This is a genomic window from Glutamicibacter nicotianae, assembly GCF_016907615.1.
Classification (GTDB): Bacteria; Actinomycetota; Actinomycetes; order Actinomycetales; family Micrococcaceae; genus Glutamicibacter; species Glutamicibacter nicotianae.
The window spans coordinates 728,009-754,099 of sequence record NZ_JAFBCH010000001.1 but is presented as its reverse complement, the minus strand read 5'-3'; the positions used below and the strand labels follow the sequence as shown (position 1 = coordinate 754,099).

Here is a 26,091-nt window from a genome sequence, read left to right as displayed (position 1 = left end):
CCGTCCCTTTCTAGTTAGTGGCGTAGTGCCCGGCCAGGGCATCGCCTAGGCCGGTGTTCTTCTTGGCCTTTTCGCCGGACCCGCCAGCGCCGTCGGCCGTGCTCGATCCCGCCACCCGGACGGACTTGAGCTTGGGATTGCTTTCAACCGCTTCCTTGATCGCCTTCTCAACGTCGGCGGTCTTGGTGTGGTCGAGTTCCGCGATCTTCACCAGGAAGGCGCGGGAGTCTAGGAGCGCGTCAGCGTCGGCACCGTGCTTGCCGGCGAGGCGGTAGACCGCGAGTTCGGTCTGTGCCTGTTTGGCGGCGGTGTCGCGTTCTGCGAGTTGCTTAGTGAGTTGTTCGGCGGTGGGCTTTTCGTCGCCCTTCGCGTCAGGGTTGAGAGCCTTCTGGATCGCTGCGAGGGTCTTGGCGGCAACCCGTTCGTCACCGTCGGCCTTGCGAAGGTCGGCGATCATCTTCTGCGCTGCAGGTGGCAGGGATTCCACCTTGCCATCCCATTCCGGCGTGACGCCCTTCGGAGCTTCTGCGCTCTTTGGTGCAGGCTGGGCGGCCGGCGGGGTGCCGCCAGCAGGAGGCTCGTTGCCAGACGGTGTCCCAGCAGGCTCAGTCGATGGATCTCCCCCAGGCGTTTCTCCGCCTGTGTTGGCGTTCATTTGCATGTCGCCCCATAGACTGCGGTTGAACTCGATTAGAGCTTCAACACCGCCGGGTGCGTATGGGTCGATTCCATGGATCGTGCGTCGAGGCATGACAAGTAACCCCTTTCATGGGTTCAAAGTGTCGGAGTAATTGGGTATGGTGCGGAGACCGGCTGGCTAGCAGACGGCAGTACGTAAAAGGAGAGCGTTATGGCAGGTCGAGAAATTGAAGTGTGCCAGGATTGTGGCGGTCCGCTGGTCTTGAAGCGCATGCCTCAAAGAGAAAAGTCCCTGGTTGATTCACAGCCACCGTTGCAAAACTGGTGCAAGTCCTGCAGAACTTTTAAGGACTAACGACTCTTGAGGTTTGTCCGGTAGGACAAATCTTTACGCCCGTTTGCTTCGCGCCACGCCTTGAATTCCTCTTGCTTGGCGCGAAGCTTCTGCCCGGCCAGCGCTGACGCTGCAGGGTCCAGATCCTGCATGAGGATCTTCTCCCGCTTCAACCCACGGATACGGCGTTCGTAGGCGCGTTGCTGTTGGCGTAGCTTGTCACCTTCAGGGTTCGCGGTCACTCTGCCTGGGCCTTTGGTGATCCCGGGCAGGTACACCGAGTACGAGTGTGTACAGCCAGGATGAAACAAGCCCTTGCTGGTGGCTTCACGGAGTGACGCGACAACGGTCTTGCCGTCCTTCAGCTTGCCGGTAGTGTTCCCTGTCAAGGAAAGCACCTTGCCCTCATAGGGTCGGCAGAGCTTGCACTCCTCCGGGCTATCGGACACGATGACCGTGTCCACACCGTAGTGCAACAACCGGTCGCCGTGCCCTTCCCGAAGCGCTTGAGAAGTTGCGGTGCGGGTCGCCATCTCTGCGTATGCGCCCATCTCCCACTGGCGGCCTGAACGATCAATGAAGCCCTTCACGCCTTGGCCGGCCAACGTCCGTAACAATCGTGCTGATGCTTCACGCCGGGTAACGTTACCGGCAATCACTTCAGACGCTGCCTGCAACGTGACCCGGTTGAAAACATCGGACACCCACCGTCGCACATTCAACCGCATCCCGCCCAACGGTTCGATCGCCGCACGAGCGATCACGGTTTCAGCACCAGTGTTAGCCACACGCCCGAACAAGTCACCCTCGATGCCTGCCTTCTCCGCATCATGGACCGCATAAGCGATCCCACGGTTATACGCCAGCCCCACAACCTGCTCCACCGCGCCAGGCACCCGCCGGTCAAGATCAGCAAGGATCCTATCCAACTGCCTTAGTAGTGCACGCTGTTCCATTAGGCGAGTAGTCAACCAGTCCGGACTGTCACCAGTATTGGCAACAGCCCGGGCCAGCTTCTCCAAGATCAGCGACTCAGCAGCAACATAAATGTCACGGACCCGCTCAGCGAGGTCACGTGCTTCATTCGGTCGCATCGCCATTCTCTACCCCAAACTCGTTGGACAAGCCTTCACCGTCGATGCCTAGAGTATCGGGGTCAGTTAGTGAATCGAGCTGGTTCTCAGCTTTGATCCGCTCCACTTCCTCGGTGATCCAGTCCTCGTCCTTGTCCGGGTTGACCATGCGAACACGCGTATCAATGGACGCAGCCAAAGCAGTGCCGAGCAGTTGCGCGGTGCGTGCCAACGCTTCAGGATCGTCCTTTACACCGTCGGCTAGCTCAACCTCAACTGGCTTGGTCAGGTCGTTACCCGAACCGAACACGAGGTTATCCACAGCCAACAGCTTTTTCACAATGGCTTCCAGCACCGGGCGAACAGCACGACCCTTACGGCCCTGCGTCAACCCGGAACGGCGTTCCTTCGCGAACACCTCCGTAGCTGTCACAGCTACGTCGCCACCGTCACCGAACGTCTGTGCACTGTAGCCGGCGGACTTGATGATCTGGTCCCAGATGATCTTGATCGTCTGCTCGTGTTCCTGCACACGGATGTCGAATTGGATCTGCTCGATTGACAGTTTGGAGTCAGCTGCGGATCCTGGGGGCGCGTTCACACCCGAGTAGATTTCGTCCTGCCCAAAGCTTGCGCCGGCGCCGGGCCCGTTGTTATTCAACAGGGTGTTGGGGACAACCAGCATTGCTTTGCCCAGGCGGACGTCACGCATCAACGATGTGTAGGCTTCGTCTAGTGCGTCGAAGAGCGGTTCGAGGCCGTCCAAGTCTGAGCGGCCGAGGTATTGGCCTAGCGGGTCTTTCCGCCATGACCGATTCGGGCCCATGTTCGGCCAGTGGAACACCGCGAGACCTTCGGACTCGGTGCTGATCTTCCCTTCTTCATCGACTTCCAGGCCAGCTGTTGAAGCGTGGTCGGTAAGTGGGATGATCTGCCCGAGGTTCGTTGGTGTACCTTGATACAGGCCGTGGAAGATGACACCGATGCCGTCTATGGTTTCGTGTCGTTCGAGGTGCCGGTGGACGATTTGCCCGTCTGTTTTCACTACGCGCCAGAACGTGACAGCGACGAGCCGTCCGAATCGGAATTCAGGAAGGGCTGCGTCGTAGTCAACGTGGGTGAGGAACGGGTGATCTTCTAGTTCCACGTCCCAGGTGATGCGGAGGAATGAACCACCCAGTGCCGCGGTGGTTTCTGCAGCGTTCGCGAGGGCATCGTGGAAGTCCGGGCCGGTGAGCTCTTCCACGCGGCCTTGCGTTTTCTCATGGTCAACGGTCACGGTAGGTGGCTCGTTGAACAAAAGATCTGAAGATGCCTTGCACAGGTCCGCTGCCGCCGGCACGTGCAGTTTCCGCTCCGCCGGCTTCGTCAGATCGGTGCGGGTGTCACCCCAGAAGAACCGCTTCACCGCACCCAGGACACCACGGCGTACGTTTGCGGGTTGCTTCGTGTACACGGTGGTGAGACTGTCAGTGTTGGACTCGTACCAGGCGGCCCATTCGTTGAGCTTGGGTGTGATGGCGTCGAGTTGTTTTGGTGGCCACACGGTGTTGTTGGCTGGCAACGGCAAGGTGGCCTCCTAGGTTATCTTGGCCAAGACCAGCAACCCTCAGACGGGATACTGGAATAGGCGACGTTGAGAGCAGGTTTCGTGGTGCCGTCCGCGTTGAGCACGGTCAGGTTCACGGTGTGCTTGTCGTGCACCATAGTGACGATCGCAGCGAGTGGTGCGATCGGGTGGAACGGCTGGTAGTGGACGATGCGCCCAACTGTTGGTGGGGCGATGTACGGTTCGCCGTCTGGCAGTTTGATCATTCCTGCTCCTAGGCTGCGAGGGCGACATATGGTCGCCAGTTCGTTTCGGTCGTGGTCAGCGCGTACCGGGCGGCGTCCAGGCTGTGGTCTGCGACCTTCAACGGCTTGTCCTCGCCCTTCTCCGTCTGCTTCGGATCCCACGAATATGATGGTGCTTCCTCGATCAGGCCCGTGCACCGGTCAGCGATCATCAGTTTGTTGGCCGATAACGCGGAAGCCATGGTGCGGATGCCGTAGAGCACGTTGTTATCTGCGTCGATCAGGTTGCCAACACCGTCGTTCGCTAACTGAACTTTGAACGATGCGGCTGCAGGGTCAACAATCATCCACTCAGGGGTTGGTGAGCCGAGCGGGTGGTGGTCATCGGTCATCCAGGCACGCATACGCCCGGATATTTCGGAGTCGGTGAGTCGGCGTTGCGATTGTTTAGCGTCGTACCGCCACTCGTCCATGAAATACAAGCTGTTATCCACGCCGAGGCCGAGCATGACCGCGCTGGTCGCGTTCGTGGTGCCGTAGTCGATACCGACCGCGAGCGTGCGGGTCATCGGCGGGAGAGCGTCCCAACCAATCACATGCTTCTTCGGATCCCACATGTCATACACAGCGCCCTCGGCTGCGACCCAATGGCCGAGGATGAACCGCCGATACCAAAGCCCAGTGAATTCGGACTTGATCGACTCCACATACTCAGGCTCCAACGATGGGTTGTCATCGATGGTGAACGACCAACGCCCCCAACCTTTCAACCCGGTGCTGATCCGGTCGAGGAACTTGCGCTTCAACCAGTGGGCCGGCGAATCCGGGTTAGTGGTTCCGAACAGCTGGGCACCCTTCACGCTCATGCGTCCGAGCAGCTGGGTGAAGAACTCCTCCGGCAACGTGGTTACCTCGTCAACGATCACGCCGGCCACGGTCATACCACGGAGCACCTTCTCAGCCTTCGCATCCGAAGCACCCATGATATGAACCGTGCGGCCCAGGATCTTCACGGTCGGTGCACCATAGTTCCCCACAACCTGATCAGCCAGCTGGCCAAACAAGTCCGGGTTCTGCATCGGTGCCACCATGTTCCGCCACACGCTATCGCGGGTGCGTCCGATCATGAGCAGCTCCCCACCGCGAGGAGCTTTCGCCAGGAACAAGAACCACCGCAACAACGCAATAATGGTTTTCCCCGAACGAATCGCACCCTCAAGAATATTCACGCGATGACTACTCGTCTGCAGGAAGTGCAGCTGCCTCCGGCTCACCGCCTCCGCCGGACTCTCCAACGTCAGGATCGACAACAGGCATCGCCCCCAACTGCTCAGCCAACTTCTCCAACATCGACTTACCAGCAGTCATACCGTTGTCGTTATCGCGAGCATCAATCTCATGAGTAGTTTTCAAAGCGATCTGGACCGTCTGCACCAGCGTCCGGCGTTCAGCAGAAGGAATGAAATCCAATGTGGCCGAATGCTCCGCGCCGCCCTCGCCACGCTTCAACGTTTGGAATGAACCGGCTTCCAGAATGTTCAACGTAGTCTCCGCCTGGTCATACAAACGAGCCGCAATGTTCTGGCGGCGAAGCTTGTTATCAACCATGACAGCCTCAGTCGCGTGCGCGGTGCGTTCATTGCGAACCGTTTGCGTACCTGTTTGCTTCGCCCATTGAGCTACGGTCCCTTTGGGGATTCCAAGCTTATGGGCTACTGCTGTTGGCCCCTCTAGCTCGTAGAGGCGGAGGGCTTCTTCGCGTTGCTTGTCTGTGTACTTACGCGGTGCCGCCACATTCACGACCTCCGACCAAAGATAACTGTTGTTGAATCTTGCATCACATCTTAGGTTTCTTTATTTCGAAACCAACATAGGAAATTTCGTTCGAGTGAATCACGACTTTATCTAAATCGGCAATCTGCTTACGCGCACCACCTGAGTCTGAGATGTGAAGTGGTCGCCCTAATGTGATGGATGCTTGCTGATCATCTTCTGTGCTAGACGTATGGCCAAGAACTTGGCCTCGTATGCTGGATCCTGATTTCAGATAGACGGTTGCGCGAATCAGAACATTCGCATCATACTCAGTCATGTCAGTTTTGTAGTTCTGGGCAAACGCCCATCCTGCCACTTGGAAAATCGCTTCCCGTCCGGTGATATAGGTGCGAATCTTTCCCCACCAGTTGAAGTAGGCAGACATTCCAGTCACTAAAGTGGCCACGATAAGGTAACCAACTAACCAAGCAAGAGCCGCTCGTGGGTTGCTGAGCAGGATGCTCTCCCGGGAGCGCAGAACCAGATCAACGGCTTCTCCGATACCCGGGAACATCGCTGCGAAAATCAAGACGAGAACTGAAGCTACGACGAAATTGATCATACTGACCATAAGCACGAGTGAAGTTTCTCGAAAGCTGGATAGTTTTGGTGTCACCTTGCGCCGCTCTACTTCGTATACATACGTCAGTCCAGGAAGTAGTAGAACGGCAAAAATGACTACTGCAGTGAATGTTGTCGGCATTCATTGATTATGATCTAAAAACACGCAGAACGATGAATAGTTAAGGAGTTAAGCCCATGTCGCCGGGTGATCCCAAATTTCCTGATAAGAAAACGATCCAAGAGATACTTGAGGGCAAAGGGTATCAGCCACGAAATGCAATAGATCCTAGAGATTTTCAGGATCTATTTGACAACGAGGACGAAGACTAAAATTGGCCACGTTTAATCTACAGCCTTTCGTCTTGCCACGGCACTAGAATCAGAATCATCACCTACTTGCGGAAGGAGGTGATGATCAGTGGCGAAGAGCTCCAAGAGCTCGGGTGCGGTGCACCGGAGCGCAAAGACCGGTCGCTTTGTGACCGAGAAGTACGCGAAGAAGCACCCATCCACTACTGTTCGAGAGAAGAAATAACTCTCGATAGCCGTCGGCGAGGTCCTATCTCGTCGGCGGCACAGTTATTTGCACTACTCCCGGAGCGTGGCAGCAGTAGGAATCGAACCTACCGTGGACCGGTTTACAGCCAGCCCTGTCACCTTGACTCTTCTACTGCCGTGGTGGTCCGCTTCAATTCGGCGGGGAACCATGCCGACCCTTCCATGGGGGTGACGGGATTCTACTGGCCATGAGCAAACCAGTATCGTGCGACTGGCCGGGATTGAACCGGCGCACCTATGGCTCTACCGCTGAGCTACAGTCGCTCCCCCAGGTCTCGTGTTCCTTGGGGGCTATTCAGTTATGGCGAAGCCCCGCGGAGTGAGTTACTGCAACGCGGGGCTTCTCGCCAAGGGAGATGTGCTAACAAGACCTTGGCTGATTTTGGAGACACGAATGCCTAACCACCACTAACTATACCTGAAAATTGCATTGTTCTGCACTATTTTGAGGCGAGATGATGCATGTTTTATGCGGATAACGCTTTAGACAACCAGCCCAGCTGCTCACCCTCCCACACTGCAGGGCACACCCGGCACTGCGCACGCCATTCACCCGGTGGAAGCATCTTCTCGTCCTCGCCCCAGCAGTACAGGACCAGGGCGACCTCGTGCTCTGCCCCGTACAGGTAGGTTCCGCAGGCGGGGCAAGGCTGGTTGATTTTCCTTGGTGGCTTTGTCGGGTTCAGGTACGAACGAATACTGTTCGCCCACTCCCCCAGTTTCTTCTCCAAGAACTTCTGCCAGTCCTCACGCTCCACGGTTTCGAATGCTTGGATGATCGCCGGCAGTGTTCCAGTATCAGATCCGAACAAGCTGTAGTGATAGTCGCGTGCATGCCAGTCAATGTCCTGCAGGATGCTCATGGATCCAACATCCACAGGTACCTTGAGCTCGCTGGTTGGGCCTGATGCGCCGCCGGCACGGCATGGTTGTGCTGCACCTTCGATTTGGGCGAGTAGCGATTCCTGCATTTTCCCATCGAGGTAGTGGGTGCGGGTTAGTTGGTGGATAAGGTCACGCATTGATTCACCTTTCCGAATGTTTCATGCGAAGATTCTGATAGCTAACAAGATTGGGGATTTAGGATGGCAGCTTTTCTCTGCGGAAATTGCAATGAGCAAACTCATTTCACACCTCGCGGAGTCGGAGAGACGATCACCGTCAAAATCATGGGACGAGATGGCGTTCTCTGCCAACAGGCTTTACGGTGCGATATGTGCAAGCGCCTAACGATTGCGTATCAAATCGAATCTGCCCCTCCGTACAACGCGCACATGGCGGAATCCTGGATCGGTTTTTGGAACAACGTGGGTAAGCCAGACAGGTATTACCCGCAGCCATCTTCAGAAAAGGCATTTCCAAACTCTCCTTCGCATATTGCAGAAGCAGCTACTGAAGCTCATAAGGTTCACAGCATTGCCGCCTACAGGGCCACTGCGATACTTTGCCGAGCCGTGATCGAGGCTGTATGTAAGGAGCAAGGTGCCAGTGGTCGAGATCTGTTCCATAAAATTGACAACCTTTTCGACCAAGGACTTGTCCGCCGATTTGTCAAAGAAACTGCTCACGTTCTTAGGGCAATCGGGAACGATATGGCTCATGGAGATTTCGACCAAGAGCTAACATCCGATGATGCCGACCACATATTGGGATTCATGGATTCCATACTTGACGAGGTATACGAGTCAACTGCGAAGCTCACCAAAATGCAAGAATTGATCAGCCAGCGCAAGGCTTCAAAGCCTTCCCCGTAATCTCTGAATTTGACGCTGGATCCACGTGGTCCCATTCGAGCCGGCCATCTTTTGTCCGGATGACGATGGTTGTTCCACCGTCGCCCAGGTGTTTCACCTGTACCATTTCGCCTTCGTAGACCAGGTGTAGTGGGCCGGCGGCGGTGAACCGTACATGTTTCCCTCGGTCAACTCCCGACAGGCGTTGAGCCTCTATTGGGGTAGTCATCAGGTTTCATCCTTGTTTTTCACAGGACAAGGTTTCCTCGTTGTCGCAACGGTGTGCTGCCTGTTCTTCGCGTACTGGTGCTTTGAACGACCATTCGTTGCCTTTCCATCCGCATGCACAGGATGCTTGGAAGATTGGTAACGGGTCACGTTCGAAACTCCGAGATTTACCACTGCTCACTGTTCCTCCTTGTACTGGTTGGCTTGTCGGAGTAGCCAATTCGCTACTCGTAGTCGTGGGTTTCGCTTGAGTATTGGCGAACGGTGCAGGTGAGGTGGGCGCATGGTTCCGTCTGGGTTTAGGTTGGCTTCTGGTCCAGCCATGAGCGCGTTGATGGCTTCTTCGAGCGCTTCTGCTTTCGCTTCGGAGCGGACGGTTTCAAGCCAGCGGTTGAATTCGGCTTGCACGGTTGGAACCAGGGGAATCCCCGCAGCTCTTGGCAGGTGGTCTAGTTTTGAGTCCACCCACAGGTCGCGAAGGCCATCAGCATCCGGCGTGTATTCTCCGCCGTGGTAGGTGGCAGCGTGCTTCTCATTAGCGCCCATTACGATCGCCTCCTATGTTTCTGATTAGTAAAACCTGTGCATCGACCTGTATTGTTTTCCGAGTGCATCTCAATCCAGATGCTGAACGAAGTACTCGATCCCTACAGGAGGAAGTCATGGGTTTCATTGGTTGGATTGTTTTAGGCCTTATTGCTGGTGCGATCGCTAAGGCGATCAAGCCAGGTGAGCAGGGTGGCGGCTGGCTCGCTACCCTACTGCTGGGTGTTGTTGGTGCCATTGTTGGTGGTTGGCTTGGATCCGCGATCTTCGGTGTCGGAGTGAACGAATTCTGGTCGCTTTCAACTTGGTTGCTGGCCATCGGCGGCTCGCTGATCGTCCTCATTATCTGGGGACTGGTCACTCGCAAGAGGGCGTAATTTGCGCGGCAGGACGGGGTCTTACCTTTCGAGGTGAGGCCCCGTTCGCCATGCCTAGGCATCGTTCATCCCCGGGCGGTGCGTCACGGTCAACTTGGAATGTTTGGCGAGATATCCGCTCGCAAACCGATCTACGCCATAGGGAAGAATCCAAGGAAGGTCGATGTATGAGGTCTTATAGAACTCGCGGCCGCCTGCCCTGACTAGCGTTCCTGCTGGCAGCGCGTCGAGTTCTTCCACGCTGTTCACTTCTGGCTGGGCGGCGGCGAGATAAGCGGACACGATATTTCCTAGCCCCCTAATCTCCGCTTTTCGATTCCTTTCCAACAAGTCCTCCCAAGGTGGAAGGCCTTCAAATGATCGCCTCGCCTCATAACGTTCATGAGCCACAGCTTCGAGCGCGTCCGGGTTTAGCGGGGGCTGGTTAGGCATTGTTTTCTCCTTGGTTGGTTCGTGCCATACGGTCGGTGTATCCACGTCCTCGGCAGCTGCCACAGAAGTCAGCTCCCCCGTAGCAACGTTCAGCCCTGCATCGGCCACCTGATCGCCGGCCAGTGCCCTTGCACTTGGCGCATTCGGTTCCGCGCCCTGTTGAATCGCAGGCATCGCAGGCTATGCCGTCGGCAAGGATGCGTTTCATTTCTTGATAGGTGCGCGGTGCGCTCCACCAAGTGCCTTGATTTTCGATTTCCTGCCGGAACAGTGATGCGAGTTTGTCCCACTCTGGGAGCAGTCGATCCCAAGCTACGGACCTTCCTGCCATGCGTTTGCGTAGCGTGGGGGTGTCGATGTTCCATGAGTCGATGTAGTTCAAGCAGCGCTGCAGGTCTGATGGGTCCCACGGGTGGTCTTTTCCTCCGTAGGCGATGGCCTGCGCGGAAAGTCCAACGACGGTCATGCCTGATCACCGTCCAGGGCGCGGCGGTTGCAATGCTCGCATTCGGGGCGGTCCTCGTCATCAATGTCAAAAGGTTCATCACTGTTCAGATGAATGCACGGTGAGATACCGCCAAAGAAGAAGTATTTCGCTGCTTCGATGGAAACTTCGTCATCCGAGATTCTGTTTATCCAGGTGACTACAGGCAGATCGAGCTGGCCAGAGTTTTCAACCATTTCCCATGCCACCCAGCGCAGGTTCTCGCCGTCCATCTTGGACTTCAAAGACGCAACCTTCTGTTCAGCCTGTTCGAGCTTGTTTGCGTTCTTGTCGGCTCGTGATCGCTCAGAGTCACGTCCGGCTCGCATGGCATCAAAACGAACATTCAAGACCCTCTTTTGCTCGGTCAGTCCTATGTTGCGTTCTGCGAGAGCTTTCAGGGCGGAAGTGGCATGAGCCGACTGACGCTCAGCCTTTTCTGCCCGGTCGATCAACGCGAGGATGGTGGACTTGTCCAGACTGCCGTGCTCGGTCAGGGTTGCGCGTAGGTGGGTCAGATCGGCGCTCATTTCGCACCGCCGTGAGCCTTGTAGACCCCGGCCACACACGCAGCGAGTGGTACCGATGCTGGGTGGTCTGGTGCGTGATCCACTGGGATCGGGTGCGCTTCCAGGCATTCGCGAAGGTCTTGTTCGAACTCGGGGCTGGTGCCGAACAGGTCAGCTTTCACCTCGTCGGTGACTGGCACGGTGTCCGCTACACGGCCAGCCGGCGCACAACCAGCCAAAACAGCCACACCGACCAAAAGACTCTTGCTCATAATTTCCTCTCCTGCCAGGCAACCCCGGCGATCTTGTTAGCACTACCACCATATCAACTCCTGCACTGTTCCGCACTAATCAAATGCGAAACAGTGCAAGAAGTTTTCAGGCACAAAAAACTACTCCGGACGAGCACCAGCCAACAACGCCGCAAAATCCTTCAACGTCATCGTCACCCACTGATCCTCCGGCGCCGCACGCCCATGACGCTTATGCACCACCACACCAGCCAACGCATCCAAATTCCCGCGCTCAACCTCAGCCTCAGCAACCCACCCCGAAAGATTGATCTTCGCCGTATTCTTCACCTCCACAGCCACCCTCTGCCCCCAAATCTTCACGCCACGCACATCCCCGAGGTCGAGTGCCCCGGTCTTGATCTGCCGGTCAATCCCGTCATCATCCAACGCCGCTGCGAGATAGTCAGCGGTCATTCGTTCCATCCTCGTGCCAGCATTCTTCGCCGATCGCAAACTACGTCCCATCAAAAACTCCTAAATCGTTGAACCGCTCAGAATCGTTTCTAAGCGCCTAAAACACTCCCAGGTGACCTGCCACCCATCATGCATCATCCTGCACTAAAGGCGGCACCGCCTTGCCCTTCCTGAAGTCCTCCCACCAATCAGGCGGACCCACCCGCCGATGAAACTTCTTACACCGCGACTCCGGAACATCATGCTCCACACAATGCACCTCCCGCGCCGGCCCCTGCCGCTCAACAAAAGCCCCAACCCAATGAGGACCAGACTGACCAATCACCGCCGGCGTACGATTCCCCGGAACCATCGCCGCCCGAACCGCAGCCACCGCCAAAGCATCCACCGACCCACGACCCCGCGCAAACCCCAAAGCCCTATGCACCCCCGCAACCTCCCAATCAGGCCGGATCGAATGAATGAACGCGGCCAGCTGTCGAGACTGCAGCTCGGTGATCTGATTTTTTGGATTGATTTCATTCATCATTGCGTCTCCTCCCTCACGCGTTACGGACGTAACGACGCGATGATTTCTAACCACGGATTTTAAGGACTAAGCCCATGAGACTGAGGTGAGTATAAGTACTTGGTCTTGGTCTTGGGCGGTTGTGTCAACGCTAACTGAATACTGACCCTTGAACGACTTTTGAAAATTGACCCCACCCGGTCCATTCAACAGTCATTCTGAGGGAGTGATTAATGTGGAACAGTGGGCAGAGATCCGTCGGCTGCATAAAGCAGAAGGCGTGCCAATCAAGGAGATCTCGCGGCGACTTGGCATCGCACGCAACACCGTACGCTCAGCATTGGCAGCCACCGAGCCGCCAAAATACCAACGGGCGAAGCGTGGTTCCATCGCCGACGCTTTCGAACCAGAAATTCGAAAGCTGCTGCGTGAGTATCCGCGCATGCCTGCAACGGTCATCGCCGAACGGATCGGATGGACGAATTCCATCTCCACGCTGAAGAACCGCGTCGCACTGATACGGCCGGAATACACGAGCGTGGACCCTGCGGACCGGCTGGTCCACGAACCAGGGCAAGCCGCGCAAATGGATCTCTGGTTCCCCGAGCCTCGAATTCCCGTCGGGTTCGGCCAGTCAATGATCCTTCCGGTGCTGGTGATGACGCTGTCCTATTCCAGAGTGCTCGGCGCCCTGATGCTTCCCAGCCGGCAGGGCCCTGACCTGACTGCGGGGATGTGGAGCTTGATCAACGATGCGGGAGCAGTTCCCAAAGCCTTGATCTGGGACCGCGAGTCTGCCATCGGCGGCAAAGGAAAAGTCACCGAAATCGCGGCAGCGTTTGCCGGGACCCTGGCAACTAGGATCATTCTGGCTCCACCGAGGGATCCTGAGTTCAAAGGCCAAACAGAACGCAATAACCAGTTCTTCGAAACCTCGTTCCTGCCGGGAAGGAAGTTCACCTCCCCGCAGGATTTCAACCAGCAACTCGCTGCGTGGCTGCCAAAAGCCAATGCGCGCACGGTCCGTTCGATCCAGGGCCGGCCCATCGACCGGTTGCCGCAGGATCTGCAGGCGATGACGGCACTGCCGCCGATGCCACCGGCCACGGGTTTCAGCCAACGGATGCGGCTGAGCAGGGATTACTATGTCCGGCTGGATCGCAACGACTACTCGGTGCATCCTTCGATGATCGGCCGGCTTGTCGACTTCACGCTCACCACGGATCGGGTGATCGGGGTCTGCGACCAGCAGGTGGTGGCCGATCATCCACGGTGCTGGGCCAAGCACCAAGTCATTACCGACCCGCAGCATGTGCAGGTTGCTGCAACGCTGCGCTCGGCGTTCAACAAGATCCGCCGTACCACCGCCAGCCACGTCCACGACACAGGCGTCGCCTCACGCCAGCTGTCTGACTACGACAAAATCTTCGGCCTGGACGGCCATGACTTTCTAGGAGATCCTTCATGAGTTCTTTGGAAGCAACAATTGAGCATTTGGCCAGAGCCATCAAAATGCCAACGATCCGCCGGACGTGGAAACAGCTGGCCGATCAGGCACGTGATGAAGGATGGTCCCATGAGGAGTATCTGGCCGCGGTGCTCCAGCGTCAGGTTGCGGATCGGGAGGCCAGCGGCACCATGTTGCGTATCGCCGGTGCGCATTTCCCCTCAATGAAGACCGTGGAGGATTTCAACTGTGATTTCCAGCCGTCGCTGAGGCGTGATGTCCTGGCGCATCTGGCGACGACGACATTCATTCCGAAGGCTGAGAACGTGATTTTGCTCGGACCACCGGGCGTGGGCAAAACCCACTTGGGCATCGCACTGGGCGTCAAGGCCTGCCAGCAAGGGTATCCGACACTCTTTGATACGGCTGCTGGCTGGGTCCAGCGTCTGGCTGCAGCGCACCACAGCGGGAAATTGAACGATGAGTTGCGGCGCCTGAAACGCTACAAGTTGTTGATCATCGACGAGGTCGGGTATCTGCCGTTTGATGCTGAAGCCGCCAATTTATTGTTTCAACTGATTGCGCACCGGTATGAGCAGGGCTCGGTTCTGGTCACGTCGAATATGCCTTTTGGCCGATGGGGCGAGGTGTTTGGCGATGATGTTGTAGCCTCAGCGATGATTGATCGTCTGGTTCATCATGCCGAAGTGTTGTCCTTGTCCGGTGATTCGTACCGGGTGAAGAACCGTCAGGATCTGCTGAGAAACGCTGAGCAGGTATAGAAGATACTGGACCGGGAGGGTCAATTTTCGATTGGCGCCAGGGGGTCAATTTTCAGCTAGCGTTGACAGGTTGAACACGCCCCGAACAAACAAAGATTGTTCGGTGTTCGTTCGCCCGAACAAACGGCGCACGTTCACTTGTCGGTGTTCTTCTCACGGGCTTTCCGCATCCGCTCCGCCGCCTTCCGTTTTTCCTCGATGACCTGCTCTTTAGTCCGCTGGTACTCAGTCCACGAAAGGAACTGCCACCCATCGGCCGTTGGCTCCCACAGCCCAGCGGTAACCAATTTCCCGGCCAACGCCTTACCCTTCGGCCACGACAAAACGAACCATTCCGGCACTGCCCCATCGGTCAAATAATCGGTGCAATACGTGCCGGAAACGAGCCATAAACCGATCGATTCCAAACCTGCAGCTCGCACCTTCGGGTGCGAGTGCATCCGGTCATCGGCGTTGAACCAGGCCACTGTGATCCCTCCATAATCGTTGTCTTGTCCAATGCCAGGCACCGTGCCGGCATTGGTAGTAGTTGACGTTCATGCTTTCGCCTTTGTAATCCGCCACGAACCTGTGCATGGCCTCGGCTTGCTGTTTTGTTGGTGTCCATACCTTCCCGCATGCGCACCGCGGCAACCTCGTCATCGCACGACTACACTCTTGTCATTGTGTTTTTCGCAGTCCTGAGTGATTGCCACTCGGTAACCACCGAACTTGTTTGCGCCTGGAATGTCACGCGTTGCCGATCGGCTATTGCCTCGGCAATCAAGCATCGGCGCGCCGGTGACCATGAACTCTTTCGGGTAGTCATCCGGGAAGTCGAATTTGGTTTCGTACCCAACTTGCTTGCCTTCCATCACGGGTAGATCTCTCCATCCTGGCCAGCAGTGGTCTAAGAACTCGTGCACCGCGTCATTCGTTCTCACATGGATTGCTGACCACCATTTGCACCCGTCGCAGTACATGCGTGTGATGTACCACTTCACGCATGAGCACCAGTCCTCTACATAGTGGTGGCAGTGGAGCCCAGAGTGATACATGGCCGAGTGGTGCGCCGACCCGCTGCCGGATGATTCGTGATAGGTGTGCCATCCGACGTAAGTTTTCCATCTGAAGCCACGCTTTCTGTGGTTCTCGCGGAAAGCCTCTAGCGCTTCTTCTAAAGCTTCAGGTGTTCCAGGATTGAAAAACGTCCCGGCGTCGCCGGCTGGATTCACCAAGTGCGTGACGTCCACACGTCGCTGATCGTTCAGCAACTCGAAGATGTCCATCTGCCCGTCGATTAGAGTCATCGTTTTCCCCTGAACTTCAAGACTGCGGTAGCCCTCTCAAGTTCAAAGGCTGTCAGTCGTTCATAAATCGGCCGTTCACTCGTATGGCAACCGCATTCTTTCTTGGTGGCGCACACTTGGAACGGTGTCCAGCAGCATGACTTCTTGCAGGAGCTCATGATGCGTTCTCCAACCAGCCATCGGCCTTCACGAACCGCTTGCAGTCCTTGCAGAAATACTCGCCAACACCGTGGGTGACAGCTTTCTCCACACCGCACCGGTCGCAAGGCTGCGCATACTTCGGGTCTATGAGCCTGGCCGGCGGAACCTGCGCAACCGGCGACTCCACAATCACCACCAACGTCGCGTCACCAACACCAGGAACATCCTTCCCAAGCCGGATGTACGCCTGCGGCTCACCAACCGTGATCACGTTGTGCCGACGTGCCACCTTCGGCAAATCCTCGATCGCCTCAGCCTTCAAATCCTCATACGGGATACTCGTATCCAAGACTGGCCACACAGCCTGAAAAACACTCACGCCGCCAGCCCCTCGATCTTGTCCGGACGGAACCCCGACCAGTGATCATCATCAGTAACAACGACCGGCGCCTGCAGGTGCCCCAACCCCTGAACGAACTGCAACGCCTCCAAGTCCTGCGAAATGTCGATCTTCTCGAACGGAATCCCCCGCTCGTTCAGTGCCTTAGACGTCGCGTTGCACTGCACACACGACGGTTTCGTGTAAACCTTCACCATGGTTTTTCTCCTGTTTTTGAGTGCACAAAAGGCAGCCCTACGCCCCCAAGCAGTAGGGCTGCCTCTCGTACGTTGTTCAGTTAGTCGCGGTAAATTGTCACCGTGTTACCGGTAACCACACCGCCGAACGGTGAAGGCTGACCGTCAGCCAACACCAGCTTCTGCAGATCCGTCAGCCCCTCGACCTTCGCCGGGTCCAGTACGACGGTGGTCTGCGAGCACCCTTGGCTACGCGATACGATCGCGTCCCGGATCCCTAAGATGCTCCCGTATGCCATGTCGTGCAGGTGGTAAGACTTCTTGTCCCCGAACCCGGGAACGATCACCGACTTAGAACGGGGTTTCGTCGTTGCCTGGCCCATTCCATCCACCTCCCTGTGGTGCGTTCTGCTGTGGAGGCTGCTGCCCCCACACGTCCTGCTGGTTGTACCCGCCGCCCTGCGGTGCAGACTGGTGAGGTGCGTTATTGAAACCACCACCACCCGAGCGCTGGGTGCGAGTAACCTTCGCTGAAGCGAACTTCAACGATGGGCCAATCTCCTCCACTTCCAACTCCATGACGGTGCGGCGTTCGCCTTCCTTCGTGTCATAGGAACGGGACCGCAGTCGCCCCTGGGCGATAACGCGCATGCCCTTCGTCAGAGTCTCGGCAACGTTCTCCGCGGCCTCCTTCCACACGCTCGCCCGAAGGAACAACGCTTCGCCGTCCTTCCACTCGTTCGACTGCCGGTCAAACGTGCGCGGGGTACTCGCGATCGTGAAGTTCGCAACCGCGCTACCCGAAGGCGTAAAACGCAACTCCGGATCCGCCGTGAGGTTGCCAATCACGGTAATAACTGTCTCGCCTGCCATTGCTAGGCCGCCTTTCGTTCCTGAATAATCCGACCGAAGTCGTTGTCGAGAATCGACCACTCACCAGTGGCCCTGTCATAAATCGGTGTCTCTTCCGGGATCTGCCACCGCTGCAACTTCCACCCATACGCCCGAGCCTTCTGGGCAAGATCAGCGTTGGACTCAATCAGCCCGTTCACCTCGGAACACAACACGATGATGTTCGCTGGCCGATCCAACGCTTTCGAACCGCCGATGCCCCGGTTCATCCTGTGCTGCGGAATGTACGTGTCCTCCCGGCCCAAGCACCCGCACGGGCAATGCTGATCCCGCGCCAGGTACTTCGCGAACTGCCGCCGGTTCATGAGCCTTCACCCCGCCCAGCGACCCCATACATCGCCCGGACGCTCGCACCGATCGACTGATACGCCCGAAGCTCAGACTCCAAAGCCTTCGCCAACCGGTCCGCGTACCGGTAGGAAGCATCGGCAACATCTCGGGCGGCACGCTCCGTCTCCGTGGCCAGCTCTGCGGCGTACTTCTTCTCGTGCGCGGGACCGTTATGCCCAATGTATGCCCGGGCGAAAGCCTGATCGTAGTTGCGATCAGCGTCGAGGAACGTTTCGTAGCGGGTGTTGCAGACGCTCGCGGAGTTCGCGATCCGGGCGCTAATGTCCCGGATCCGCGATTCCACGTTCACGGGGTTGAGAGTATCCAGGCTCATGCCGCGGCCTGTTCGGAGTCATCCAGCGGCCACGACTGATGTTCTACGATTTCGCGAAGTGCTTGAATCTTCGAGTCAACGTCCGCGGTAGTGACCAAATGAGATTCCTGGATAACCATCGGGGCCAAGGCCTTTCCTTGAGTCCCGGCATTCAACGTCCGGTGAATGTAAATCGACACCGACCACGGAATACTGAACCACTTGTCCTCGATGTGAGCATGCACTTCCAGTGACCCACCCGGAACCTGTTCCACCAGCGGCTTAGCCTTCTCCGCCGCATACCTGGCCAACGCGAACACGCTTCCCATGTCTACTGCCCGGATCATGCTGCTTCACCCTCAATTGCCAACAGCTCCGAAGTCTGGATAACCCCACCAGCCACCAGCCGGGCCAGCTTCTCGTCCATGTCCTTCTCCGGCTTCGCCGACGCATACGACGTACCCGTGACAACCTCGATCCCGGGCACCAGCTCCCCAGCCTCAGTCACCGGCGCGTCCATCTTCGCCGCCTGCGCCAGCAACGACTGCACGTACCAGTCCTTCGGCACCGGCACCTGCTCCACCATGTCCGGGTGGTTCTCCGCAATCCAGGCAGTCAGCTCCGCCTCGTTCGTGACCTTCCAAGCCGCCCGGGGCTTAGTACGAGTGATCGCACCCAGCACGACCTCCTCACCACCCAGATCAAAGCTGACAGTTTTACGGTCACCGGCCTTCAGCTCCTTCTCAGCCTCAGCCTTCAAAGGCTTCTTCGCGTCGGCAACCTTCTTTCCCAGCGCGTCCATCACGAAAAACTTCTGAATGTTATCCACGACTGCTCCTAAGCTGCTTGATCCAGCTCGCCGATGGCGGCCTTGATCTGATTGATGATTGACTCCGGCGCGCCGCTGTTCCGCGCCCACTTGCCAAGGGCTTCCAGCTGGCCCCGGTTGCCTCGTGCTTGTGCCAGCTGCTTGTCGAAAATCTCCTGCTTCGACTCACCCGGTGCAGGCACCGGCTCGGCAGAGCCACCCGGGTTTGGGTGATTTGCCGGAGGGGTATCCGGCGACGCGAATTCACCACGCGCTTCCTTCGCTTCCCACAAGTCGCCCTTGTGCCAGAGATCCAACGCCGCACCGAAGCGCATGCCAGCATTGCGCAAAGCGTCACCGATGGCTTCCTTGATAGCGTTGGCCCCGCTCTTGCCCTGTGCATCCCCGTAGCCGAGCCGAGTCACCCCACACACGGTCAGGCGAATCCACAACCCGCCATACCCGTCGAACTGCGGAAGGCCGACCTGATCAAATGACAAGGGTTCCCAGTGCCATTCCGGATCCACCTGCAACAGGCGATCAGTCAGAGCAGCGTGGCCAACGAAATCCAGGTGCATCGCCGGCAACCCGTGGTAGCCACCGCACTCCTGGCAGTTACCCTTCTGCGAATCCTTGCGGTATGGCTTTGGCAGCTTGCCAATAGCCCCAGGCTCGAACGGCTCACGCAGACGCTTCAACGCTTCAATGCGCTCCTGCTTCAGGTCCTCGCTCATGCCACACCGCCAACGAAGTCAGCAGCCAGCAGAGTTCCGAAGAACGCGACACCGATCATCAGAACGAACGTGGTGTCGCCACGCTCCGTCAACCGAAGCCCCTCAAATTGCTTCATGAACTTCTTCATGTAAACTCCTAAATAACGAATGCTTTGGAACCGCCAAGTAGCAAAGCTTCCTAGTTCAGCTGCGAAACCATCTCTTTGATGGATCGCGGCTTTTCTTTTCCCTCAAGAACCGGCACCTCTGCCATATCCCCGATCTGCTCCACATGCTCCGGAGTGAACCGGATTATCCGCGGACCAAACTTCTTATGCGGCCACTTCTTCTTCCGCACGTTGTTCTGCACCGTGCTAATCGAGCACTTCAGCTTCTCGGCTAGTTCTGCGACCGTCAGATATTCCTCTTCTTCTTCGCTCATGCGGCCCTCAACACTGCGTGATTCACGCCTTGCCAGATCCCCGTGACGCTGCCCTTGCGGGACTTCATATGCGACTTCCGGAAGCCGATCTGATGGATGACCCCGCGATTCGCCAAGGTCGTATAGATGCCGCCCCACTGGTTCGGGTGGTGAGGTTCCCGGAACCCGTCCCGAACTTCATCCGCGGTGAACGGCTCACCCGTCCGGGCGAACGCTTCAACCCGATCCAGGGCATCTTCACGCCAGGTCAGATCCTCAAGTGCAATTGGCTGGCTCATGCTGCTACTCCTTCCACAACTGTTAGGACTGCCCCGCCGCATTCACTCGGCAAGGCAATGGACTCCGGACGGATGTCGATCTGGCTCCGGCAATCAATCGCCCAAGCCGCACGCTGCAACCGCTCCCACGGGATAGGCCGGCGACCGGCCTCGTAGTGGTAATACAGTGGTGCGCTGATCTTCAAAGCTGCTGCCATTTCGTCTCCCGTGATGCCGTGGCATACGCGGAGGGTTCGCAGTGTCAACCCGATCCGTTCATTGGTGTTCGTCACTGGGTTCGACTTCAGTGGCCGACCCGTTTGTTTCACTGTCATGCACTTAGCTTATGTATAAAAGTGCAGGACTACAAGCGGTGCGCATGTATAAAAGTGCAGAAAGATGCAAACCGCCTAGTCAGTGGTGCAAATAAACTTGAAAGAATTGCATAGTCTTACACAGAAACAGCACTTACAGTGGAGATAGAGCGCATTTACTTACACAAAAAAGCACAGATAGAAATAACCCATGAGCTATCAAGAACAACAACTGCAAAAGCGCATCGGCAAACTAGTCACCGAAGCGCGATCAGCCCTAGGCATGTCCCGTCCGAAGCTGGCCAAGGAAAGCGGCGTCTCCCTCCGCACCCTCCATTCCTTCGAGCACGGCGAAACATGGCCACAGTCCACCACCCTCAAAGCGATCAGCGACGCGCTGAACTGGGACATGCACAGAATCACCCGACTCCTAGCATCCACCAAAAGCCCGGACGAAGTGACCCTAGAAGACGTAGAAGTAGACCCATGGGGCAAGGAACGTCCACGCTACGTGTCGGACCTGACCGACGAAGAGCTCCTTGCAGAATTGACCTTCAGGTTTCACCAGCGCAATGCAGAACTGCGCAAGCTCCGCGAACCACGAAGCAACGTCACCCCGCTGCGGACGGAGTTCAACGAAGCACTGCCACACGCTGCCCACCCACCGCTACGCATGGAGTCCACCCAGTATGACGATCTGGGCGAAGACCCCCAGGGCTAAGTGTCCTACCCGGCCTATAGGCTGTGCTCATGTTTGACCCTTGGAAAATCATTGGGGCCAACCCGTGGATCGAAATACATCACGTACGGATGCCAGACGGTAAGCCTGGTGCAACGGACGGCGCCAGGACAATCTGGCTGGATGATCGATTGACGGCACGTGAACGCAGATGCGTGCTCACGCATGAGCTGATCCACCTGCAATACGAGCACAACGCTTGCCAGACCCCTAAGATTGAACGACGGGTCCGCACGGAGACAGCACACCTACTAGTCCCATGGCCATCGCTGGCCATGTTCGAGCACGCGGATTTGGCGACGCTTGCGGAGGAATTGAACGTGACTGATTTGGTGCTGGAAGATCGGCTGCAGAGCCTGAGAGCTCTGGAAGTTGGATTGTTACGTGAGCGCGGTGTGACAATTTCCGGCGATGTGTCATGGTGACCTTCGGTGCTCCGACTATTGCACACTCTTGCACTTTATTCACGCTATTACACATCTAGAAATGAGCAGAACCGCATAGAATCAGTGCAATCACAAGGGGTTCAAATCCCCCCGTGTCCGCCAAAAAACCCCTAGTCAACTAGGGGTTTTTTCGTTTCCAGGTCAAGAATAAGACCCGTGGGTCAAAACAGTCGGAATACTTCTCCATGCTGTTTTCGCAGCGAACCTCGAGAAATACTCAACACTGCTTGGCCACACCCAATGCAGTGCCAGATGGAGAACAACCGGTGCAGTTCAATTCACCGTCATTCGACATCAACTAAATGCCATACGGAAGCCTATATTGGCCCCAAGATTTGCTGTTTAAATTAGTCCAGCCCCCGCTGATGATGCATCAGCGGGGGCCAGGTGCGAGTTTTGCGCCAAGAAACAGAATCCCCATTCTGTTTCTTCAAGAACTTTCGATTCCCCAAAAACGATTGCCCAGCGTGAAACCTAAGCTTAGGATACGTCGTTAAACCTTTAACGCCTAGCAATTTTTCACACTGGGAAAAGTATTTAATTTCTTCGTTCCACTTCTAATTTTGCTCTTCTGGTATTACAGTTGCCATTGGCTTATGCCAATCAAAGAATCACCAGTCAGGCATTGAGTTCGCAGCCCCCAAACGCGACCTCGAAATGGTGAAGCCCGTCAGTCTCCCCCAAAACTGGCGGGTTGCCTGCTTAACGAAGAAAACTCCCGACTGGCGCATTGAAAGTTGACCAGCATTTCGTAAAGTGGTCCGTTTCGGGAAACATGCCCTGGGAATCGCCAACAGTCGTTTGGCGCGCCTTAGGCACGTCCATGCGCCACCCGGGCACAAGTACACGTTGGGCATCCTAGGGCACTAGAAACAATCACCCGAAGCGCCGGCCTGATTGCGGTGACGTTCTTTTTCGCCGTCGCACTGACCTGCAGTGCCAATAGCTTGCGAGCAGAAAACGCGAACGGGCGAGCACACCGCATCGACTTCGGCCAGTTGCCGGTCCAGTCGGGGGCGCAAATGGCTGACCATCCAACGTCACTGGATTGCCGCTGCTAATCCTCGCGCTTCACGAAAGTCCGCAGCATGTTCTGCACGATATCTTCCGGCAACGACGTATGGCGGACGATAATTTCCGACATCCGTTCCAGATCGGTATCTGCGATGGCATCGAAGAGCGCTTCGCGTTCAGCTTCCGGAAGCTCGGCAGCATCAAAATGCACAGGGCCATCCGGTCCCTGTCCTTCAAAACGGAAGTCTGCGACATTCCCGTTGGCGTTCGCGCCAGACATTGGGGATGTGGAGATCATGCGTTCCAAATCCTCGACCGGCAGGTCCGTATAGCCGTGAAGAATCTTTGCCGCTGCTTCAAAGTTGGAATCCCGCAGCATCGAGAACAGCTGGTCGTATTCATTGGGCGGCAGCTGCTCGCTGGAAAACTCACGGCTCTCGCCATCAAGCTCAAATGCCATCTTGAAATGCGTGGCACTGGGTTCCTGGAGGGAACTGAACTGCTCACTCCATTCCTGGGGAACAACCCAGGGATCATCGGCCGATGCTGGCGCTGACTCGGCAGCGGCAGTTGCCGCCGCTTCTCGATCTTCGCGCTCAACTTGGGCTTCGAGCTTGTCGCCCAGGGCCTTGAGCTCGGTATCATCGTTCGGTAATTCCTTGGCAGGGGCAGTCTGCGGGTACTTGTCGAGGCTGCGGACTGCGATCACGCAATTCTTAACCGAGTCGCCGGTAGCCTCGCGGAAGTCCTTGACCGCGCCCATGATGTCGCCCTTGGCCAAATTGCGGTACACCGAATTACGGGAAGCATCATCTAGTCTCGCGTTCGCGGCCTGTGCCGCCTCACGGGAAATCGCCTGCGCGATTTGCGCAGTGTTCTTCTTGCGAAGCGCTTGCAGACCGAAGTAGCCCAAGGCAATCACTGCAATGAGGACAACGAGCCAGATGAGAAATTCCATACTTCCAGACTACTTTGTTTAACTGTGCGATTACCCAGCTACGCCCAAAGTGAAAGGCATGACACCCGGAGCGCCGGCGATCCGCAAGGCCCGTCCAGCCATCGCGATAGACCACCGCGAATCGACCAGGTCGTCAACGAGCAGCACCGGCCCTGGTGCATTGGCAATGAGCTGTTCAAGCTGCGTTGGAAGCTCGAACGCATCAGCCACCGCGGCAACACGGAATGCCGAGTTTCCTCCCGGACCATTCTGCGGTCCGGTACCGCGATATTCGAGCTGGCCCAGATAGCGCAGCCGACCTACTTCGGCCAGGCCTTGGGCCAGCGAGGTGATCAGCTGGGGGCGCTTATTCGATGGCATGGCCACCACACCCACCGGGCGTTCCTCCCAGTTCCATTCGGCAAGCACCTTGACGCAGGCCTCGAACATCGCCTTGTCGATCGGGTTGTCGGCAGGGTCGGCGAAGATCTGGCGCAAGCGGTTGCCCCAGCCGAGGTCAGTCAACCGGGCCAGCGCACGACCCATGGCCACCTGCTCGTCAACAGGGATCTTGCCTTTGAGCGCGTAGCCCAGCCGATCCAGTCCGGAGGGGTACAGCTTGCGCGGCTCGATAGGCACACCCACCCGGCCCAGGGCCGCCTGCGCACTGTCCTTGGAGTCGTCGGGAATATGGTCGTCGAACCACACGCCGGCGCAGTTGTCGCACCGGCCGCACGGCGCGGACTGCGGGTCATCCAACGCATCGGTCAGGAACTGCATGCGGCAGCCACGCGTGTTCTCATAGCTGACCATGAGGTTCTGCTCATGGACCCGGCTCTGCGCCACCCGCTTGTAGCGATCGGCATCATAGGTCCACGGCATGTCCGTGCGCATCCAGCCGCCAGCCACGCGCTCCACTGCGCCGTCCACCGCCAGGACCTTCAGCAGCAGCTCAAGCGGCGAGCGCCGAAGGTTCACCGCGCTTTCCAACGCCGGGACACTCATCGCCCCGTCGTCCTTGGCCAGGGCCTCGAGCACCTGGGTGGCACGCTCCTGGTCCGGCATGGAGCTGGTGGCGAAGTATTCCCAGATTTCCGAGTCGTCGGGCCCGGGCAGCAGCAGCACATCCGCGTTGACGCTTCCACGTCCGGCACGGCCCACCTGCTGGTAGTAGGCCACCGGCGAGCTGGGCGCACCGACGTGCAGCACGAAGCCGAGGTCCGGCTTGTCGAAGCCCATGCCCAAGGCGCTGGTGGCGATCAGCGCTTTCACTTCATTGTTCTTCAATGCCTGCTCAAGGCGTTCGCGTTCTTCCAGATCGGTGCGTCCGGTGTACGCGGCAACTTCGTGCCCGGCGTCCTTGAGCAGTCGGGCAATATCCTCTGCCCCAGAAACCGTCAGGGTGTAGATGATCCCCGAGCCCTTGAAGTCCTCGATGTGGCTGAGCAGCCAGGCCAGCTGCATCCGCAGCGAAGCCAGGCGCAGGACACCCAGGCGCAGCGAGTCGCGGGCCAGGGTGCCGCGCAGCGTGAAGACCTCTTCGGTGCCTCCTGCCAGCTGTTCGGCCACATCCTGGACGACTCGGCTGTTCGCGGTGGCGGTAGTCGCCAGCACCGGCAGGCCCTGGGGCAACCGGGCAATCAGATCCCGGATGCGGCGGTAGTCGGGACGGAAATCGTGGCCCCAGTCGGAAATGCAATGCGCTTCGTCGATCACCAGCAGGCCCAAGCGCTGCATCAGCATCGGCAACTGCTGCTCGCGGAAGGATGGATTGTTCAAGCGCTCCGGGGATACCAGCAGCACATCGAGCTCATTGCGCTGCAGCTTTTCGAGAATCTCGCGCCATTCGAGCACGTTGGCCGAGTTGATGGCCGCGGCGCGGACGCCCGCCCGCTCCGCGGCCGCGACCTGGTCGCGCATCAGGGCCAGCAGCGGCGAAACGATCAGTGTTGGCCCGTAGCCCTGTTCGCGCAGCAGCAGGGAAGCGATGAAGTACACCGCGGATTTGCCCCAGCCGGTGCGCTGGACGACGAGTGCACGGCGCCGCTGGGCCACCAGCGCGCTGATCGCTTCATACTGTCCGTCATGGAACTGCGCGTCCGGGTTTTGCACCAGGGCGCGCAGCTTCTGCAGTGCCAGCGTTTTCAGATCCACTTGCGTTGAGCCATCCATGCCTCCAGTATTTCAGTTCCCGCCTACGATTTGGCTCGCGGCGCCCGCTGATTGTGGATGGGCTCTGCCCGGCGGAGGTGCGGCCAGTATCCATCAGCAGAAATGTTAGGCATTTCCCACCTGGATTCGCTTGCATCTCAATGATTTGAATCGGCCTA

Annotated in this window: 37 protein-coding genes and 2 tRNA genes; 6 read left to right on the top strand and 33 right to left on the bottom strand. The window is 57.5% G+C overall.

The annotated features are described in order from the left end of the window. Nucleotides 1–10: 10 nt before the first annotated feature. The 10 genes from JOE62_RS03810 to JOE62_RS03765 form a co-directional block, all read right to left on the bottom strand. Nucleotides 11–655, bottom strand: a complete 645-nt coding sequence (locus JOE62_RS03810) for a hypothetical protein (RefSeq protein ID WP_204720477.1) — start codon at nt 653–655, stop codon at nt 11–13. Between the two features lie 335 nt (nt 656–990). Next, on the bottom strand, nt 991–2,067 hold the full coding sequence (locus JOE62_RS03805; protein WP_204720475.1) for a phage minor capsid protein: 1,077 nt from the start codon (nt 2,065–2,067) through the stop codon (nt 991–993). After that, complete coding sequence (locus JOE62_RS03800; RefSeq protein WP_204720473.1) at nt 2,054–3,616, bottom strand: hypothetical protein; 1,563 nt, start codon at nt 3,614–3,616, stop codon at nt 2,054–2,056. The genes JOE62_RS03805 and JOE62_RS03800 overlap by 14 nt, the downstream gene beginning before the upstream one ends. A 14-nt stretch (nt 3,617–3,630) precedes the next feature. Continuing rightward, nucleotides 3,631–3,861 (bottom strand): hypothetical protein, encoded by a 231-nt coding sequence (locus JOE62_RS03795; RefSeq protein WP_204720472.1) that lies wholly within the window; start codon nt 3,859–3,861, stop codon nt 3,631–3,633. 8 nt (nt 3,862–3,869) lie between these two features. After that, entirely contained in the window at nt 3,870–5,069 is a 1,200-nt protein-coding gene (locus tag JOE62_RS03790; RefSeq protein ID WP_338085738.1) for a PBSX family phage terminase large subunit, read from the bottom strand. A 7-nt stretch (nt 5,070–5,076) separates the two neighbouring features. Continuing rightward, nucleotides 5,077–5,448: a hypothetical protein gene (locus tag JOE62_RS03785; RefSeq protein WP_204720468.1), complete on the bottom strand. Its 372-nt coding sequence runs from the start codon at nt 5,446–5,448 to the stop codon at nt 5,077–5,079. 229 nt (nt 5,449–5,677) lie between these two features. Further along, the gene (locus JOE62_RS03780; protein WP_204720466.1) at nt 5,678–6,358 is read right to left on the bottom strand and encodes a DUF6338 family protein; all 681 of its coding nucleotides are present in this window, start codon (nt 6,356–6,358) and stop codon (nt 5,678–5,680) included. Nucleotides 6,359–6,821: 463 nt separating this feature from the next. Further along, nucleotides 6,822–6,894: transfer RNA gene (locus JOE62_RS03775), tRNA-OTHER, on the bottom strand. 89 nt (nt 6,895–6,983) lie between these two features. Next, a tRNA-OTHER gene (locus tag JOE62_RS03770) sits at nt 6,984–7,041 on the bottom strand. Nucleotides 7,042–7,244: 203 nt separating this feature from the next. Next, a complete protein-coding gene (locus tag JOE62_RS03765) occupies nt 7,245–7,799 on the bottom strand; it encodes a DUF7341 domain-containing protein (RefSeq protein ID WP_204720464.1) in 555 nt (184 codons plus the stop codon). Between the two features lie 252 nt (nt 7,800–8,051). Between JOE62_RS03765 and JOE62_RS03760 the strand changes: the two genes are divergently transcribed. Further along, complete coding sequence (locus tag JOE62_RS03760; RefSeq protein WP_204720462.1) at nt 8,052–8,531, top strand: DUF4145 domain-containing protein; 480 nt, start codon at nt 8,052–8,054, stop codon at nt 8,529–8,531. Nucleotides 8,532–8,915: 384 nt separating this feature from the next. On the opposite strand, the gene JOE62_RS03755 is transcribed toward JOE62_RS03760, so the two are convergent. Beyond that, nucleotides 8,916–9,284, bottom strand: coding sequence for a hypothetical protein (locus tag JOE62_RS03755; protein ID WP_204720460.1), 369 nt, complete (start codon nt 9,282–9,284; stop codon nt 8,916–8,918). A gap of 116 nt (nt 9,285–9,400) precedes the next feature. Here JOE62_RS03755 and JOE62_RS03750 point away from each other — a divergent pair, with 116 nt between their 5' ends. Next, nucleotides 9,401–9,661 (top strand): GlsB/YeaQ/YmgE family stress response membrane protein, encoded by a 261-nt coding sequence (locus JOE62_RS03750; RefSeq protein WP_061952045.1) that lies wholly within the window; start codon nt 9,401–9,403, stop codon nt 9,659–9,661. 54 nt (nt 9,662–9,715) lie between these two features. Here JOE62_RS03750 and JOE62_RS03745 read toward each other — a convergent pair whose 3' ends face one another. From JOE62_RS03745 to JOE62_RS03725, 5 genes are all read right to left on the bottom strand, one after another. Next, a complete protein-coding gene (locus tag JOE62_RS03745) occupies nt 9,716–10,267 on the bottom strand; it encodes a hypothetical protein (protein WP_204720458.1) in 552 nt (183 codons plus the stop codon). 288 nt (nt 10,268–10,555) lie between these two features. After that, nucleotides 10,556–11,107: a hypothetical protein gene (locus JOE62_RS03740; protein WP_204720456.1), complete on the bottom strand. Its 552-nt coding sequence runs from the start codon at nt 11,105–11,107 to the stop codon at nt 10,556–10,558. Further along, nucleotides 11,104–11,358: a hypothetical protein gene (locus JOE62_RS03735; RefSeq protein ID WP_204720454.1), complete on the bottom strand. Its 255-nt coding sequence runs from the start codon at nt 11,356–11,358 to the stop codon at nt 11,104–11,106. The genes JOE62_RS03740 and JOE62_RS03735 overlap by 4 nt, the downstream gene beginning before the upstream one ends. Before the next feature lie 120 nt (nt 11,359–11,478). Next, nucleotides 11,479–11,793 (bottom strand): hypothetical protein, encoded by a 315-nt coding sequence (locus JOE62_RS03730; RefSeq protein ID WP_239543174.1) that lies wholly within the window; start codon nt 11,791–11,793, stop codon nt 11,479–11,481. A 127-nt stretch (nt 11,794–11,920) separates the two neighbouring features. Continuing rightward, complete coding sequence (locus tag JOE62_RS03725; protein WP_204720450.1) at nt 11,921–12,322, bottom strand: hypothetical protein; 402 nt, start codon at nt 12,320–12,322, stop codon at nt 11,921–11,923. Nucleotides 12,323–12,527: 205 nt separating this feature from the next. Between JOE62_RS03725 and istA the strand changes: the two genes are divergently transcribed. After that, nucleotides 12,528–13,769 (top strand): IS21 family transposase, encoded by a 1,242-nt coding sequence (gene istA, locus JOE62_RS03720; RefSeq protein ID WP_204719761.1) that lies wholly within the window; start codon nt 12,528–12,530, stop codon nt 13,767–13,769. Beyond that, complete coding sequence (gene istB / locus JOE62_RS03715; RefSeq protein WP_204719763.1) at nt 13,766–14,530, top strand: IS21-like element helper ATPase IstB; 765 nt, start codon at nt 13,766–13,768, stop codon at nt 14,528–14,530. The genes istA and istB overlap by 4 nt, the downstream gene beginning before the upstream one ends. Nucleotides 14,531–14,664: 134 nt before the next feature. On the opposite strand, the gene JOE62_RS03710 is transcribed toward istB, so the two are convergent. From JOE62_RS03710 to JOE62_RS16725, 15 genes are all read right to left on the bottom strand, one after another. Next, nucleotides 14,665–14,937 (bottom strand): hypothetical protein, encoded by a 273-nt coding sequence (locus JOE62_RS03710; protein WP_204720448.1) that lies wholly within the window; start codon nt 14,935–14,937, stop codon nt 14,665–14,667. Between the two features lie 231 nt (nt 14,938–15,168). Beyond that, the gene (locus tag JOE62_RS03705) at nt 15,169–15,819 is read right to left on the bottom strand and encodes a DUF6349 family protein (protein ID WP_204720446.1); all 651 of its coding nucleotides are present in this window, start codon (nt 15,817–15,819) and stop codon (nt 15,169–15,171) included. 154 nt (nt 15,820–15,973) lie between these two features. Further along, nucleotides 15,974–16,339 (bottom strand): hypothetical protein, encoded by a 366-nt coding sequence (locus JOE62_RS03700; protein WP_204720444.1) that lies wholly within the window; start codon nt 16,337–16,339, stop codon nt 15,974–15,976. After that, on the bottom strand, nt 16,336–16,557 hold the full coding sequence (gene nrdH / locus JOE62_RS03695; RefSeq protein ID WP_204720442.1) for a glutaredoxin-like protein NrdH: 222 nt from the start codon (nt 16,555–16,557) through the stop codon (nt 16,336–16,338). Before nrdH ends, JOE62_RS03700 begins: the two co-directional genes overlap by 4 nt. Before the next feature lie 80 nt (nt 16,558–16,637). After that, nucleotides 16,638–16,919, bottom strand: a complete 282-nt coding sequence (locus tag JOE62_RS03690) for a hypothetical protein (RefSeq protein ID WP_204720440.1) — start codon at nt 16,917–16,919, stop codon at nt 16,638–16,640. Continuing rightward, on the bottom strand, nt 16,888–17,409 hold the full coding sequence (locus JOE62_RS03685; protein ID WP_204720438.1) for a single-stranded DNA-binding protein: 522 nt from the start codon (nt 17,407–17,409) through the stop codon (nt 16,888–16,890). The genes JOE62_RS03690 and JOE62_RS03685 overlap by 32 nt, the downstream gene beginning before the upstream one ends. A 2-nt stretch (nt 17,410–17,411) precedes the next feature. Then, nucleotides 17,412–17,753, bottom strand: coding sequence for a hypothetical protein (locus JOE62_RS03680; RefSeq protein ID WP_204720436.1), 342 nt, complete (start codon nt 17,751–17,753; stop codon nt 17,412–17,414). Continuing rightward, complete coding sequence (locus JOE62_RS03675; protein WP_204720434.1) at nt 17,750–18,112, bottom strand: hypothetical protein; 363 nt, start codon at nt 18,110–18,112, stop codon at nt 17,750–17,752. Before JOE62_RS03675 ends, JOE62_RS03680 begins: the two co-directional genes overlap by 4 nt. Next, nucleotides 18,109–18,438 (bottom strand): hypothetical protein, encoded by a 330-nt coding sequence (locus tag JOE62_RS03670; RefSeq protein ID WP_204720432.1) that lies wholly within the window; start codon nt 18,436–18,438, stop codon nt 18,109–18,111. The genes JOE62_RS03675 and JOE62_RS03670 overlap by 4 nt, the downstream gene beginning before the upstream one ends. Then, a complete protein-coding gene (locus tag JOE62_RS03665) occupies nt 18,435–18,920 on the bottom strand; it encodes a hypothetical protein (protein WP_204720430.1) in 486 nt (161 codons plus the stop codon). Before JOE62_RS03665 ends, JOE62_RS03670 begins: the two co-directional genes overlap by 4 nt. A gap of 8 nt (nt 18,921–18,928) precedes the next feature. Beyond that, nucleotides 18,929–19,633 carry a hypothetical protein gene (locus tag JOE62_RS03660; RefSeq protein WP_204720428.1) on the bottom strand — a complete coding sequence of 235 codons (705 nt, stop codon included), beginning with the start codon at nt 19,631–19,633 and terminating at the stop codon, nt 18,929–18,931. Further along, on the bottom strand, nt 19,630–19,761 hold the full coding sequence (locus tag JOE62_RS16465) for a hypothetical protein (protein WP_275587944.1): 132 nt from the start codon (nt 19,759–19,761) through the stop codon (nt 19,630–19,632). The genes JOE62_RS03660 and JOE62_RS16465 overlap by 4 nt, the downstream gene beginning before the upstream one ends. A 50-nt stretch (nt 19,762–19,811) precedes the next feature. Next, nucleotides 19,812–20,054 carry a helix-turn-helix transcriptional regulator gene (locus tag JOE62_RS03655; protein WP_121866142.1) on the bottom strand — a complete coding sequence of 81 codons (243 nt, stop codon included), beginning with the start codon at nt 20,052–20,054 and terminating at the stop codon, nt 19,812–19,814. Then, nucleotides 20,051–20,332, bottom strand: coding sequence for a hypothetical protein (locus tag JOE62_RS03650; protein ID WP_204720426.1), 282 nt, complete (start codon nt 20,330–20,332; stop codon nt 20,051–20,053). The genes JOE62_RS03655 and JOE62_RS03650 overlap by 4 nt, the downstream gene beginning before the upstream one ends. Beyond that, entirely contained in the window at nt 20,329–20,646 is a 318-nt protein-coding gene (locus JOE62_RS16725; protein WP_204720425.1) for a helix-turn-helix domain-containing protein, read from the bottom strand. Before JOE62_RS16725 ends, JOE62_RS03650 begins: the two co-directional genes overlap by 4 nt. Before the next feature lie 190 nt (nt 20,647–20,836). On the opposite strand from JOE62_RS16725, the gene JOE62_RS03640 reads away from it, so the two are divergent. Then, complete coding sequence (locus JOE62_RS03640) at nt 20,837–21,346, top strand: helix-turn-helix transcriptional regulator (RefSeq protein WP_204720423.1); 510 nt, start codon at nt 20,837–20,839, stop codon at nt 21,344–21,346. Between the two features lie 29 nt (nt 21,347–21,375). Continuing rightward, nucleotides 21,376–21,789: an ImmA/IrrE family metallo-endopeptidase gene (locus JOE62_RS03635; RefSeq protein WP_204720421.1), complete on the top strand. Its 414-nt coding sequence runs from the start codon at nt 21,376–21,378 to the stop codon at nt 21,787–21,789. A gap of 1,078 nt (nt 21,790–22,867) precedes the next feature. Here the strand turns inward: JOE62_RS03635 and JOE62_RS03630 are convergent. Then, complete coding sequence (locus JOE62_RS03630) at nt 22,868–23,782, bottom strand: hypothetical protein (protein ID WP_038993809.1); 915 nt, start codon at nt 23,780–23,782, stop codon at nt 22,868–22,870. Nucleotides 23,783–23,812: 30 nt separating this feature from the next. Continuing rightward, nucleotides 23,813–25,933 carry a RecQ family ATP-dependent DNA helicase gene (locus JOE62_RS03625; RefSeq protein WP_204720419.1) on the bottom strand — a complete coding sequence of 707 codons (2,121 nt, stop codon included), beginning with the start codon at nt 25,931–25,933 and terminating at the stop codon, nt 23,813–23,815. Between the last annotated feature and the right edge of the window lie 158 nt (nt 25,934–26,091).